The sequence below is a fragment of the Fontibacillus forbon genome (assembly GCF_046559655.1).
Lineage (GTDB): Bacteria > Bacillota > Bacilli > Paenibacillales > Paenibacillaceae > Fontibacillus.
On sequence record NZ_JBKGFV010000006.1, the window covers coordinates 25,655 to 40,093 of the forward strand.

Annotated in this window: 12 protein-coding genes and 1 other annotated feature; all 12 genes read right to left on the reverse strand. The window is 51.8% G+C overall.

Translation table 11 applies throughout. From position 1 onward, the window contains the following. Positions 1-68: 68 nt before the first annotated feature. Positions 69-2,741 (reverse strand): valine--tRNA ligase, encoded by a 2,673-nt coding sequence (locus ACLB09_RS21220; RefSeq protein WP_410771850.1) that lies wholly within the window; start codon positions 2,739-2,741, stop codon positions 69-71. Between the two features lie 138 nt (positions 2,742-2,879). Then, positions 2,880-3,151 (reverse strand) — a binding site (T-box leader). A gap of 157 nt (positions 3,152-3,308) precedes the next feature. Further along, positions 3,309-4,682, reverse strand: coding sequence for a LysM peptidoglycan-binding domain-containing protein (locus ACLB09_RS21225; RefSeq protein ID WP_410771851.1), 1,374 nt, complete (start codon positions 4,680-4,682; stop codon positions 3,309-3,311). A 168-nt stretch (positions 4,683-4,850) separates the two neighbouring features. Next, entirely contained in the window at positions 4,851-5,753 is a 903-nt protein-coding gene (locus ACLB09_RS21230; RefSeq protein ID WP_410771852.1) for an RluA family pseudouridine synthase, read from the reverse strand. An 8-nt stretch (positions 5,754-5,761) separates the two neighbouring features. Further along, on the reverse strand, positions 5,762-7,063 hold the full coding sequence (gene hemL / locus ACLB09_RS21235) for a glutamate-1-semialdehyde 2,1-aminomutase (RefSeq protein WP_410771853.1): 1,302 nt from the start codon (positions 7,061-7,063) through the stop codon (positions 5,762-5,764). 34 nt (positions 7,064-7,097) lie between these two features. Further along, complete coding sequence (gene hemB, locus ACLB09_RS21240) at positions 7,098-8,102, reverse strand: porphobilinogen synthase (RefSeq protein ID WP_410771854.1); 1,005 nt, start codon at positions 8,100-8,102, stop codon at positions 7,098-7,100. Between the two features lie 45 nt (positions 8,103-8,147). After that, positions 8,148-9,704 (reverse strand): uroporphyrinogen-III C-methyltransferase, encoded by a 1,557-nt coding sequence (gene cobA, locus ACLB09_RS21245; RefSeq protein ID WP_410771855.1) that lies wholly within the window; start codon positions 9,702-9,704, stop codon positions 8,148-8,150. 5 nt (positions 9,705-9,709) lie between these two features. Next, complete coding sequence (hemC, locus tag ACLB09_RS21250; protein ID WP_410771856.1) at positions 9,710-10,672, reverse strand: hydroxymethylbilane synthase; 963 nt, start codon at positions 10,670-10,672, stop codon at positions 9,710-9,712. A gap of 2 nt (positions 10,673-10,674) precedes the next feature. After that, entirely contained in the window at positions 10,675-11,322 is a 648-nt protein-coding gene (locus tag ACLB09_RS21255) for a precorrin-2 dehydrogenase/sirohydrochlorin ferrochelatase family protein (protein ID WP_410771857.1), read from the reverse strand. Between the two features lie 191 nt (positions 11,323-11,513). Beyond that, positions 11,514-12,905 carry a glutamyl-tRNA reductase gene (gene hemA, locus ACLB09_RS21260; RefSeq protein ID WP_410771858.1) on the reverse strand — a complete coding sequence of 464 codons (1,392 nt, stop codon included), beginning with the start codon at positions 12,903-12,905 and terminating at the stop codon, positions 11,514-11,516. 214 nt (positions 12,906-13,119) lie between these two features. Then, positions 13,120-13,518, reverse strand: a complete 399-nt coding sequence (gene speD, locus ACLB09_RS21265) for an adenosylmethionine decarboxylase (RefSeq protein ID WP_410771859.1) — start codon at positions 13,516-13,518, stop codon at positions 13,120-13,122. 243 nt (positions 13,519-13,761) lie between these two features. After that, positions 13,762-14,256 carry a DUF421 domain-containing protein gene (locus tag ACLB09_RS21270; protein WP_410771860.1) on the reverse strand — a complete coding sequence of 165 codons (495 nt, stop codon included), beginning with the start codon at positions 14,254-14,256 and terminating at the stop codon, positions 13,762-13,764. Next, positions 14,240-14,395 carry a DUF421 domain-containing protein gene (locus ACLB09_RS21275; protein WP_410771861.1) on the reverse strand — a complete coding sequence of 52 codons (156 nt, stop codon included), beginning with the start codon at positions 14,393-14,395 and terminating at the stop codon, positions 14,240-14,242. Before ACLB09_RS21275 ends, ACLB09_RS21270 begins: the two co-directional genes overlap by 17 nt. Positions 14,396-14,439: the final 44 nt, after the last annotated feature.

Genomic DNA, 14,439 nt, shown 5'->3' on the forward strand with positions numbered 1-14,439 from the left:
GCTGCGATCGCTGTCCTTAATTATAGGACATATGACCTCAGCCGGATGGGAAGAGTGACCCGAGGGCTTTAGCCTTTCAGTTCGCTGATCCGCGCCAATACGATATCGCGCTTGCCGGAATAGTCCGCCATCTTGGCGCGTTCTTCTTCAATCACCTTGGCCGGTGCCTTGGCGACAAAGCCTTCGTTAGCCAGCTTTTTCTCCACGCGTTCCACTTCTTTGTTCAAATGTTCAACCTCTTTTTCAAGGCGTGCGATTTCCTGGCTGATATCAATCAGACCCGCGAGCGGCAAATACAATTCCGCACCGGTAACCACGGCGGTCATCGCTTTGCCAGGAACTGCTGCCTCCAAAGAAGCTTCAAACTGGGACGTGTTGCAGAAGCGGCGGATATAGTGACCGTTCTGATTCACGATTTGCAACAATTCCGCAGATGCCGGTTTAACGAGCAATTCGATTTTTTTGCTCATCGGAACGCCCACTTCCGAACGGATGTTCCGAACGGCGCGAATAACGTCGACAAGCAGGCTCATTTCCTGAACAGCATCCGGAGCCTCAAGCGCAGGATCGTACTTCGGCCATTCAGCCAGCGTAATCGATTCGCCACGATGCGGCAAATGCTGCCATATTTCCTCGGAAATAAATGGCATGAACGGATGGATCAGCCGCAGCGTGCGGTCAAGCACGTAAGCGAGTACGGACTGGGTTTTGCGTTTAGCGGCTGCGTCCTCTCCATAGAGCGACAATTTCGCAAACTCGATATACCAGTCGCAGAGATCGTCCCAGATAAAATTATACAGCTGACGACCGGTTTCTCCGAATTCGTAGGCATCGATCAACCGGGTGATTTCTCTTGTCGTTTCATTGAACCGGTGCAGAATCCAGCGGTCGGCGGTTGCCAGATCGCCGCTGATATCAATATCTTCAATCGTAACACCTTCCAGGTTCATCAATGCGAAGCGGGAAGCATTCCAGATTTTATTGGCAAAGTTACGAGCCTGCTCTACGCGTTCCCAATGGAAACGAAGATCCTGTCCAGGCGTGCTGCTGGTCGAAAGCATATATCGCATCGCATCGGCGCCGTATTTCTCGATAACTTCCAGCGGATCAACCCCGTTGCCGAGCGACTTGGACATTTTGCGGCCTTCACTATCGCGGACCAGGCCATGTATTAAGGCATTCTTGAACGGAATCGATTTTGTAAACTCCAATCCGGTAAAGATCATGCGGGAGACCCAGAACGGAATAATGTCATATCCCGTAACCAGTACGCTTGTAGGGAAATAACGCTTGAAATCTTCGCTCTCCTCGTTAGGCCAGCCGAGTGTCGAGAAAGGCCATAAGGCGGAGCTGAACCAGGTATCGAGAACATCCTCATCCTGTTTTATATCATCCCGTCCCAGCTTGGCCTTGGCTTCCGCCTCATCATGGGCAACAACCATTTCCCCGGTCGCTTCGCAATACCAGGCCGGAATGCGGTGCCCCCACCATAATTGCCGGGAGATACACCAGTCGCGGACATTTTCGATCCAATGAAGATACGTTTTTTCAAAGCGGTCCGGTACGAACTGAACGCCTTCGCCCGATTTTTGGGAGGCGATTGCAGCTTCAGCCAGCGGCTTCATTTTTACGAACCATTGTGTTGACAAATACGGTTCAATTACCGCTCCTGTCCGTTCGCTGTGCCCGACTTGATGGACATGATCCTCAATTTGAACCAGGACGCCCGCTTCCTGCAAATCCTTAACGATTTGTTTGCGGCATTCGCTGCGGTCGAGTCCCTGATATTTACCCGCTTCCTGGTTCATTGTACCGCTCTCATCCATCACGATGATTTGCGGCAACTCATGGCGCAGGCCTACTTCAAAGTCGTTCGGATCGTGCGCCGGCGTGATTTTCACGGCCCCGCTGCCGAATTCCTTATCGACATAATCATCTGCAATGACCGGAATTTCCCGGCCGGTGATCGGCAAAACAAGCATTTTGCCTACCAGATCCTTGTAACGCTCATCCTTGGGATGAACCGCTACCGCTGTATCGCCAAGCATCGTTTCGGGCCGCGTGGTGGCAACCGTAATAAAACCGCTGCCGTCTTTAAGCGGATACCGTAAATGATACAAATGGCCGTTAACTTCTTTATATTCCACTTCAATATCGGAAAGCGCCGTGCGGGCAACCGGGTCCCAGTTAATAATGTACTTGCCCCGGTAGATCAAGCCTTTTTCATAGAGCTTGACGAACACTTCGCGTACGGCCAAAGAAAGACCTTCATCCAACGTAAACCGTTCTCTTGAATAATCAAGAGAGAAGCCCATTTTAGCCCACTGCTCATGAATGGAAGCCGCATATTTATCTTTCCATTCCCATACCTTCTCGAGGAATTTCTCGCGTCCAAGATCATACCGTGTCACGCCCTCTTCGCGAAGCTTTTGCTCCACTTTGGTCTGGGTGGCGATTCCGGCATGGTCCGATCCCGGGAGCCAAAGCGCATCGTAACCTTGCATCCGTTTTGTACGAATCAAAATATCCTGAAGCGTACAGTCCAGCGCATGTCCGATATGCAGCATACCAGTCACATTGGGCGGCGGAATCACAATCGTATAAGGCTCTGCTTCCGGATTCTTTCCGGCCTTGAAAAAGCCGCCTTCCATCCAATAGCGGTACCATTTCTGTTCGGCCGCTTTAGGATCGTACGTTGTCGGCATCTCAGCCGACTGGGATTGTTCATGATTTTCTGTCATTTGTCTCAAACCTCCGTAACAATTAAATGACCTAGGCGGTAGGCGATATCAATGGAGGGCGCAGCTACTGGGAGCAGGGCAGGCCGGTCAGCCTGCATATCGTTTACCGAAGGCAAAAAACACAAAAAGCCTCTCGTCTCAAAGGACGAAAGGCTTATCTTTCGCGGTACCACCTTTGTTTCGCAGGCTTGGATTCTTGGCGTCCCGAATTTTCGGGACAGGGCGAATCTCCGCTTACGACACTCATGCAGATAACGGTTGCTGCCGGCCCGTTCTAACCTATAGAAGCTGAGGATCAAACGGACGACTCCCGGGCGACTTCGGACAGCTGTGTCCTGCGGAATTTTCCAGCGTAACAATTCCGCTCTCTGAAGGGTTCACTGCCTACTCTTCCCATTCCAAGTCTTTACATTAAAGATTAATTTAAGCTGATCTCTATCATAATAGCTTGAATACCTTCATGAGTCAACAAAAGGGGTTGAAAATAGACAAATGTCCACTTGCAGAGGACAAAAACAAAAAAGCCGCACATTCAGCGTGCAGCTTTTTATCATAAGCAACATTAATTTAAGGGATGTAAAGCACCTGTCCTTCCGATATATGTTGCTCCGACAGACGGTTGTAAAGCTGCAATTCCCGGGAACTGAGCTGATACCGCTCCGCAATTTCATCCAATGTCTCTTCACGCTGGACAATCACCAGTCTGACTTTGCGGAACGGCGTCTGATCCTCGGAATTCCCGATGAACAAGCTCTTCCAGCGGACTTCTTCTCCATCGCTTTGCTCCGCCGTCAAGACGGCGCTCTGCTCTTCCTGCAAAATCTGCCCGGATTCGGCATCCGGACGATGCGTGGACAACAGTTTGCTGATGCCGTATTGGGTGTCCTGCACGCCGTCTCCGCTTTTTTTGCTGCCGAGAGCAATTTTGAGTTCCTTTTTCTCTTCCGTCCCGGGGCGGATTTCGGGTTCTTGACCGTCTTCCCCGGTCAGTACATATTCTTCATCCTCTAAATTGGAGAAAACAGGGTTATCCGCTTCGAACTGAGACGGCGCTTCTCCAGAGAATGGAGCCGCTTCTTCCCTTTCGGTCTGAACATGGTCCGCTAAATCATCAAGGGCAATCTCGGAAACCGTTACCGACGGACGACTCTCTTCTCTAAACCAGGACTGTTGTTCTTCTTTAAACCAGGATTGCGATTGCTGTTCTTCTGCAAATTGCGGTTCTTGATCCCGGCTCTTATCATTATCTTCATTCGTGAAGCCGGCTTCGTCGGCAGCCGGATTCTCCTCCAGCGCATCCGCCTCCTTGTCCGCCAAAACGGACTGGGCAAAAAGCGGAGACGCGTTATCGTTCCAAGTCAATATACTTTGCTGCTCGTCCGTATCACTCAATTCCGGCAGGGCCTCTTTCTCCCAGGCGCGGAAATGTTCGGTATAACTGCGTTCAAGAGTTTCAGCATCCAATCCTTCCCGGATTGAAAGCTTGCTCTCGGATTGCGCTTCATCGCCACGGTAATCAGCAGAAGGCTCATGGGCCGCCACAAATTCACGGTCCTTCCAATCCTCTGTCTCCACGGTTAGCGACGAAGTTTCAATTCCTTGCAGGGACAAAACGCCCGTAATGTTCAGGCTGCGGGCACTAAGGAGGTCGACATCGAAATTTTCAATCTCAACTGCGATGTCCTCCAGTTTACCGACCCGGCTGAGCGGAATCGTAATCTCCACCGGAATCCAATGCTCCAGTTCTTGGGTTCCGCCCCCGCCTCGATAAAGTCCAGTCAGCAACAAGTGACCGCGAAGCGAAGCATATTCTTCCCCTGGGGTGACCTGAATTTTCGGGAACAGTTCAATTTCTTCAAGTTCGTCGATCCCGACCACATTTTCAGACAAATGTACGCGTTCATAAATATCGAACCTCAGACCGTAGGATTGATCCGCCAAAAATATTGCCTCCTTTCAGCATATACAAACATGATTTTGTATCCAGAAAACTGCATGGTCCAAATCATCGCTCGTTTTTATCTATATGCTTGAAAAAAGAGTGCATGCCTGCTTTTTCACCATAAACGGCAATAAGCAGTTGGAGTTACCAGCCGACCAAAGCTCAATCTATTTCATTGTTTCGGAAAGCAGTTTGGCCCGAAGCTTATCCCACTCCGCCGGCCACGGGTCCGACACCTGAAGTATCTCACCGGTTAAAGGATGCGGGAAAGCCAGGCTTTCCCCGTGGAGCGCCTGATGCGATAAATAGCGGGTGCTTCCGCCATATAATGCATCGCCGATCAACGGATGGCCGGCATGGCTCAGATGAACGCGGATCTGATGTGTCCGCCCGGTTTCGAGAATGAGGCGAACCAGGCTGGCTTTCGAATAAGTCTCCAGAAGTTCCACACGTGTCCTCGCTTCTTTGCCCGACGGGGACACGCGGCGGCGCGAAGGATGATGGCGGTCTCTGCCGATCGGCTCGTCAATGCTTTTGAGGGAAGGAGGCACGATTCCTTCGGCAAGCGCCACATAAACCCTCCCGATTTCCTTGCGCGCCATGGCAGCGTCCAGTTTAAGCTGGGCATAAGTATTTTTGGCGTATAGTACCGGCCCGGACGTATACTCGTCCAGACGATGGATATGCTCGGGGGCTACCGGCTCCCCCCGCTGCGCATAGATCGCGGACACCAGATTGGCAAGCGAAGGCTCCCGGTTCGCTCCGTCCGGATGGATTTTGATACCGGCCGGTTTATGTACGACAAGGCAGAAATCATCCTCGTAAAGTATTCTAACCTGGCGTTCCACCGGCTCGTATTGTGAAGTCTTCGGCGGGAACAGCCGCAACCGGAGACGGTCTCCGGCCAGCTTGATTCCACCTACCGCGTCCAGGGACCGGAGCAATTTTGGAGGGAAGCCGAAAACGCGTTCAAGCCAAATGAGGGCCGCTTCATAGCGGCCCCCCTGTTCCGGCGGATTCAGCTTGCCCGGCATAAGTTCCAGCCACTCGCCGCGCTTTTGTCCATTCATCCCGGTACTCACAGCTTTTGCAGCGCACGGCGGTGCGCCTCAATCGTTGCATCAATGTCAGCCTCGGTATGAACCCCGGAAACAAACATCCCTTCGAATTGGGATGGTGCAATATTGATGCCTTCTTCAATCATCGCGGCAAAATAGCGGCGGAACAGATCCAGATCGCTGCTCTTGGCCGTTTCAAAATTAATCACTTCCGAATCCGTAAAGAATGGGCACACCATGGATCCTACGCGATTAATCGTACAAGGAATACCCTTTTCCTTGGCATTGGCCGCGAATCCGGCCGCAAGTTTTGCCGACAAGAGTTCCAGACGGTCATAAACTTCCGGAGTCAGCAGCGACAACGTCGAGAATCCGGCCGTCATGGCCAGCGGGTTACCGCTCAGCGTTCCTGCCTGATAAATCGGTCCGTTCGGCGCGATCTGCTCCATAATTTCGCGTTTGCCGCCGTAGGCTCCGACGGGGAGTCCCCCGCCGATGACTTTACCGAGGCAAGTCAGATCCGGGGTGACTCCGAAACGGCCTTGGGCGCATTGAATATGGACCCGGAAGCCGGTCATCACTTCATCGAAAATCAACAGGCTTCCGTGCTCCGTCGTCAACCGGCGCAGACCTTCCAGAAAGCCCGGTTGCGGCGGAACCACGCCCATATTCCCGGCCACGGGCTCCACAATTACGCCAGCAATCTCCGTCCCGAAACGCTGGAAGGCCAGCTCCGCGGATTCCAGATCGTTATAAGGGACGGTGATCGTGTTTGCAGCTACCCCTTCCGGCACGCCCGGACTGTCGGGAAGACCCAGCGTAGCCACGCCGGACCCGGCCTTAATCAGCAGGCTGTCCGCATGACCATGATAAGAACCTTCGAACTTCAATATTTTGTTCCGGCCCGTATAGCCGCGCGCCAGGCGAATCGCGCTCATCGTCGCCTCCGTCCCGGAATTGACCATCCGGACTACATCGATCGATGGGACACGCTCGGCAACCAGCTTGGCCATCTTCGTCTCCAGCAACGTGGGCGCGCCGAAGCTTGTTCCCTTGGCCGCCGTCGCTTGCAGCGCAGAGACCACTTCCGGGTGGGCATGGCCCATAATGAGCGGCCCCCAAGAGCCGACATAATCGATATACTCGTTCCCGTCGATATCATAAATCCGCGAACCTACGCCCCGTTCTACATAAATTGGCGTTAAGCCAACCGATTTATAGGCACGTACCGGGCTATTTACGCCGCCCGGCAAAACTTGTTTCGCTTCCTCGAAAGCCTGCTTGGATAACTCCTCGCCGCGGCGACCGATCTTTTCACTCATCAAAACCCTCTCCTTGTCCGTTGATGGGTTGTTCTTACTTTCCCTCGCGCAGCCAGCGCGCGGCGTCTTTGGCAAAATACGTAATAATGATATCCGCTCCGGCCCGTTTCATGCCAAGCAGCATTTCCGTTACGATGGCCCGCTCATTGATCCATCCTTTTTGAGCCGCCGCCTTGACCATGGAGTACTCGCCGCTGACATTATAAGCAACGAGCGGCAGATCGAATTGGTCGCGCAGCATCCGCAGCACGTCCATAAAAGCCAGTGCCGGTTTCACCATCAGCATGTCCGCGCCTTCCAGCACGTCGGACTCCGCTTCTCTGAGCGCTTCCCGCGCATTGGCCGGATCCATCTGATAGGTTTTGCGGTCGCCGAATTGCGGCGCCGAATCGGCCGCTTCGCGGAATGGACCGTAAAACGCCGAGGCATACTTAACTGAATACGACATGATCGGCACGTTCGTGAACCCAGCCTCATCCAACCCTGAACGGATGGCCTGTACGAAGCCGTCCATCATGTTGGACGGAGCGATGATATCCGCACCCGCCCGGGCTTGGGAAACTGCGGTACGCACCAGCAAATCCAGCGATTCATCGTTCATGACATCGCCGCATACATGACCGTCCCGCTCAAAGGTATGCACCATGCCGCAATGCCCATGGTCCGTAAACTCGCAAAGGCAGGTATCCGCTACGACAAGCAGGTCGGGATACAGCGATTTGATCTTGCGCGTCGCCTGTTGAACGATGCCATCCTCGGCAAAAGCCGATGAACCGACGCTGTCTTTACTCTCCGGAATACCGAAGAGCAGTACCGCCGGAATGCCGAGGTCAACTATTTCTTTTACTTCTTGGTCAAGCGTATCGAGCGAAAAATGAAACACGCCCGGCATGGATGAGATTTCGTTTTTCACGCCGCTGCCGTAAGTAACGAAAATCGGCTGGATGAAATCATCCACCGTTAATACCGTTTCGCGCACCATGCCGCGGATCGCAGATGATTGCCGCAAACGGCGGTGTCTTACTATAGGAAAACTCATGATGAAATTACCTCCTGGATTCATATATATTACAGCCAAATCAGGCTAACCGTTATTTTCTGCGCTCTGTTTCCAATCGCATAGTGCCGCCACCAAGCTATGGATGGTAGCCTCCTCGGCAAGAATGCCGACGTTAAGGCCTGCGTCTTCCGCCGTCTTAGCCGTAACCGGTCCGATGCAGGCGATCTGCGCCCCGCTCAAAGCCTCAGCCGGATCTTCAAATCCTATCCCCTTCAAAGCACCGATAAAATTCGTTACGGTAGAGGAACTGGTAAACGTAACGGCATGAACGCGGCCTTCTTTAAGCAGCTTGGCCAGTTCGTCGTCATCTTCTCCAACCGGGACCGTCGCATACATTACGGCTTCCGTGACGGCCAGCCCCAGCTCGCGAAGCACCTCAGGCAGCCAGGAGCGAGCCAAGTCGCCGCGCGGCAACAAGACTTTCTGTCCCGCCTTCAGCGCCCCTTCGAATTGCCCCAGCAGTCCTTCGGCCTGATATCGTCCAGGCAGCTCTTCGGCGCAAATGCCGTACTTCCGCAGCGCCTCCTTCGTCGCCGGGCCGACAGCAGCGACCCGGGCTTTGTGCAGTGAACGGATGTCTTTCCCCAGCCTGTCCAGGTGTTTGAAGAAAAATTCAACCCCGTTTACGCTGGTGAAAAATGCCCAGTCATACTCCGTCAACTTGTCCAGAGCTTCGCTAGTGCTGTTCAGAACGTCGCCAGCCGGCAGTTCAAAGTCAATAACGGGAAACTCATAGGCCTCTCCGCCAAGATCCTCGATTTGCCGGACCAGTTCGCTAGCCTGGGAACGGGAACGGGTGACGAGAATCCGCTTGCCGAACAGGGGCATATCTTCCGCCCATTTCAATTGCTCCCGCTGTTTGACGACTTCCCCGACGACGATGACGGCCGGCGGCTTAAAGTCGGCCTCGATAACCTTTTGCTCAATGTCGGATAGCGTACCAGTGAGCGTTTCCTGTTCGGCACGGGTTCCCCAGCGCACAAGTGCGACCGGCGTTTCCGGCGGTCTGCCATAGGAGATCAACTGCTTGCTGATATACCCGATTTTAGCTACGCCCATCATGAACACAAGCGTACCCGTAGCGTTGGTCACCTTTTCCCAATTGATCGACAAGTCCAGCTTGTCCGGGCTTTCATGCCCGGTAATGATCGACAGCGAAGAAGCCATATCACGGTGCGTTACCGGAATCCCGGCATAAGCCGGGACCGAAATCGCAGCGGTAATGCCCGGTACGATTTCATAAGGTATTCCATGTTTGCGAAGCAATTCGGCTTCTTCGCCGACTCGTCCGAAAATGGTCGGATCCCCGCCCTTCAGGCGTACGACCGTTTTGCCCGTCAAAGCCAGATCGACCAACAACTGGTTGATATCCTCCTGCTTCATCGTGTGGCGGTCCGTCCGTTTACCAACGTATATTTTTTCGGCTCCCCGCTTCATTTTCCCGAGTAAGCTTGGATTTGCGAGGCGGTCATAAACGACTACATCCCCTTTTTCCAGACAATCGAGACCTTTCAAAGTAATCAGTCTTGCATCTCCGGGTCCTGCCCCGACTAAATACACTTTCCCCTTCGTTCCCGTCATGTTCTTCACTCCCCGGCTGCTGCCAAAATTTCGTCCGCTCCTCTGGAAATTAGCTTGTCTGCTACCGCCTCTCCTAGCGTCATAGGGTCATTTCCCGCCATCGTTTCTTTCAGGACAACGCCTCCGTCCGGCGTCCCGACCATACCGGTCAGCACGATTTCGCTGGAAAGGCCACTCTCGTCCCCATTATTATGTTTACCCAATACGGCGTAAGCACCGATAGGAACCTGGCAGCTCCCGCCAAGCACACCCAAGAATCTACGCTCCGCTCCGACCGTCAACGCCGTTTCCGGATCATTGTAGAGCGAAAGCAAGTAACGTACCTCTTCATCATTTTCCCTGCACTCGATACCGAGCGCTCCCTGTCCTACAGCCGGCAAACAAATATCCACGGGGAGATAGGAAGTGATTTTATCCTCCCAGCCCATCCGAAACAATCCGGCCGTCGCCAAAATAATCGCATCAAAGTTTTCCGTCTCCAGTTTCCGTAACCTGGAATCTATATTTCCCCGTAAAGGTTCAATTACGAGGTCGGGGCGATAAGCGCTAAGCTGGCTTGAGCGTCTCAAGCTGCTTGTACCCACCTTGGCTCCCTGTGGTAACTCGTCGAGGCTTAGTCCTTCTCTTGAGATGAATGCATCCCGGGGGTCCACCCGTTTAGGCACGGCCCCGGTCACCAGGCCTTCCGGCAATTCGGAAGGCATATCCTTCATGCTATGTACCGCCAGATCGATTTCCCCGTCCAGCATCGCTTGTTCGATTTCTTTGACAAATAAGCCTTTTCCCCCGACCTTGGACAACGTGACATCCAGGATGCGATCCCCTTTAGTGACTATTTTATTGATTTCAAAATCGTACGGCAGCCGGTGCTCCTCGCAAATCGCCTTCAACGCCTCGATCACATGACCTGTTTGCGTCAAGGCCAATTGGCTCTGTCTGGTTCCTACTACTATAGTTCGCTTTATCATCTTCATTCCTCCCGGTATGAATCCATCCATGCTATTACTTCCGCCTCGTTCCAGGGTTGGAAGCACCCTTTCCGAATCGATGACAATATATCCATTTCGGCCAATGATTTATACAGCTTTGCCCTCATTTGGCGGTCTTGAACCCGGTTTCTCACCGCAGACCTGACAAAACTCAAAAAATCCACATAAGTTTCATAGTCATCGCCATACCGTTCAATGATTTCCCGGCTTAACGTCCTGGAAGCTCCAGGTCCTGCTCCTGACGTAGAAACAGCCAGAATCAGGCCCCCGCGCCGCACGACGCTTGGAGTGATGAAGGAGCCTCTGCTCCCGTCCCCGGCATGATTAACCGGAATGCCCAATCCTTCGGCTTCCAGGACAATTTCATCGTTAATGCCCGGTTGGTCCGTTGCGGCATAGGCCAAAAAAGCGCCGGCCAGATCGCCCGCTTGATAAGCACGCTGCATCCAGTCAATCTGACCTTTATTATGATAACTTTGCAAGCGGATTGTAGCCGAGGGAGCAATCAATGTTACTTTTGCACCGGCTTCGATCAAAGACGCCGCTTTCCGTTCCGCTACAGTTCCGCCGCCGACGATAACGCACCTTCGTCCTTCAAGATTCATCATTATGGGAACATAATGTGTCAAAAGCAACCCTCCCCGGCTACCGAACAGGTCTAAGCCTCTTCTCAACTAAATATCGCGTTAGTCATTGTGTATAGCATACTGTACGCCCCAGCATTTTTCCAGCGATAGAAATAAGCCCCGTGCCGACAGTCTCTCTCCGACTGCAGAAACTCTGCAGTACCCGGATGAAACAGTAAGCCCAGGGCATATAACTAAACCGATGCCTGTACCAGGGACAGCGACGGCTTTTCTTCCAGCGGTTGCTTTTCATCCGCCGAAGATTGAGGTATCTCAAGGGAAGCACCGCTTTCCTTACCGGAATCGGCCAGCATCTCCAATTGATCTTCCAAAGCGAAAATCTGTGTAAACCAATTCAGTGCTTCCGCTCCGTTTTCCTCGCCCGCCATTTCCTTAATGCGGTTAATCGGATCATGCATCATCTGGTTCACGATGCTTTTGGTCAATCGGCGGATGACTTTCCGCTGGCGCTCATCAAGCTCGGGAAGCTTGTTGAACATACTTTCAAGCGTGCTTTCGTGAATCGATGAAGATTTCTCCTGCAAAGCGCGGATGACGGGTTTAACCCCCAGCGTCTGAAGCCAGTTTCCGAAAGCCGCGATTTCTTCCTCAATCATATCCTCAATTTTCAAGGCTTCTCCCCGACGCATCTCCATATTGCTCTCCACAATACCCTCAAGATCGTCAATATCATATAGAAATACATTCTGTAATTCGCTAATCGCCGGATCGATATCCCGCGGAACCGCGATGTCGATCATGAATAACGGGCGGTTCGGACGCCCCTTCATACTTTGCGACACTTGCGATGAAGTAACGACATAGCCTTCAGCGCCGGTGGAGCTGATCAGAATGTCCACTTCCTCCAGCCGCTGCATCGCCTCCTGCATGGAGCAAGGAGTCCCGCTGAATTTGGAAGCCAGTTCTTGGGCCCGTGCGAAGGTTCGATTGGCGACAAACACTTCTTCGGCTCCCGCGCCGCTCAAATGTTTGGCGGTCAATTCACTCATCTTGCCGGCTCCCAGAATCAGCACCCTTTTCCCGCTGAAGCTGCCAAAGATCCGCTTGCCCAGCTCAACGGCCGCATAACTGATGGAAACGGCGCTTTCCCCAATCGCGGTTTCCGAGTGGGCCCGTTTGCTCAGAGTCACTGCCTGTTTAAACAGCATATTAAACCACTGACCGGTCGCTTTTTCACTTTGAGACAGAAGGAATGCGTTGCGGACCTGACCCAAAATTTGCGTCTCGCCGAGCACCATGGAGTCCAATCCGCAGGATACCCGGAAAAGATGACGTACCGCTTGCTCATCCTCATACATATATAAATGTTTGGTAAACTCCTCACGCGGAATCCCAAACCATTTCTCCATAAAACTACGAATAAAATACCCGCACATATGCAACCGATCTACGACCACATAAATTTCAGTCCGGTTACAGGTAGCAATAATGACGCCTTCCAATACACTTTTGGTGCGTAGAAGCTCCTGTAACGCTTGCGGCATATCTTTATCCGCAAACGAAAAACGTTCCCTGACTTCAACAGGCGCCGTCCGATAGTTCAGCCCGACTACGACAATGTGCATTGCAAGTTCACCTGCCTCTAAAAAGATGTCACAGCAATATATGCAAACAAACTATGTTAATTATATCACAGGGGTAGTCCGTTACCTTGCAATTTCTATGATTTTTTTATGAATTATTTATGAAATGTAAAGACGCATAGCTAAAATAAATAACCATGGAAAATTCCATGGTTATCTTAGTTTACCCATTTTTCTTATGTTATAAAAATCGCTTTTAAACAAGCTCTACTTGATTAATTTCAGGCGTTACCACTTCAAGTTCGCCCAAACCGCGAATCAATTTCTTAGCATAGCATTTTTCAGGTTGCAAAACGGTCACCAGGTAATCAATCGCCATTTGTGGGTCTACAGTCTCTCCGCAAGTGTAACAATCGATCGCAGCAAAACCTCTCTCAGGATACGTATGAATCGAGAGATGGCTCTCCGACAGCAAAACAAGCACCGTAGCACCTTGTGGTTCAAACTGTTTGGCTTGAATGGACATCACCGTAGCTCCGCAAGCTTCGGCGGCTTCCACCAAATGAACCTGCAGCAACTCCGCGTTGTTCAGTACATCAAAGTCGACTCCCCAAGTATCAACAGCAACGTGTCTTCCGAAAGTTGAATATTCCATCTTCCGGTTCCCCCTTCCTAGGAATAAAATGTTTGAAAAAATTTCATCCGCTAGGACCTACGTCATTCACTTCCCGAGGGAAAAATCTCTCGCAACATCTCCATGTCCTGAGTGAATCCTGGTTCCTATATTCTTTTCAACGAGATTAAAAATAACATCTCTCGGTGACAAATGCAATACTTTTTTGCTCCCAGGTAAATAATATTCTTTTCATAGATCAGTTGTGCTCATTTTGCGGGAATTTCAGTGAATAGAATCATGATATTCGTCCAGAAAAAGCGACCCGTCCTCCTGGATTTCTGCATAGAAAACTTGATCTGGAGTGACACCCTCCTTGGACAGTTCCTGCTCGAGCCATGTTACATTCAAGTTCAACGCCTTGAGATTTCCGGAAATAATCCGTCCGTCGGAAACAACTTGGGTGGGAATCCTCCTATTCCCCGGGGATGAAGGAAGACGGAGGTCTTCCCGCGTGACCGTTTCCTTTTCCGGCTTGCTCAACACGCTGAGTTTTCCGTTCGGCTCCAGAATGGCGTATTCTACATCTTTAATGGTAAAAGTATTCTCTTCTCTAAGCAACATTCGTAAATCATCCATGTTTAGCCGGCGTGAACGAAGAGCTTCTTCGAGAATTTCCCCATTCTTGATGAGGATCGTAGGCTGCCCGTCAATGCGACCTCTCGCCCTTGTTGATTCATGCTGACGTATCCGGCCAGAAAAGTCAGTAACGCCATCCAAGCAAGCTAGTCGTTCCTTCGGTAACCGTTATATCCTGATCCACCGTGAAATCGGCCGCGATGGAGCCGATGGTAATTCCGGTGACGTAATTAAAAAAAGTCAATTGGCTGATCTGCTTTTTTCCCAACAGCCGCGTCACTAACAGAAGCACCGCGAATGTAAGCAGTGAGGGAAAGATAATCT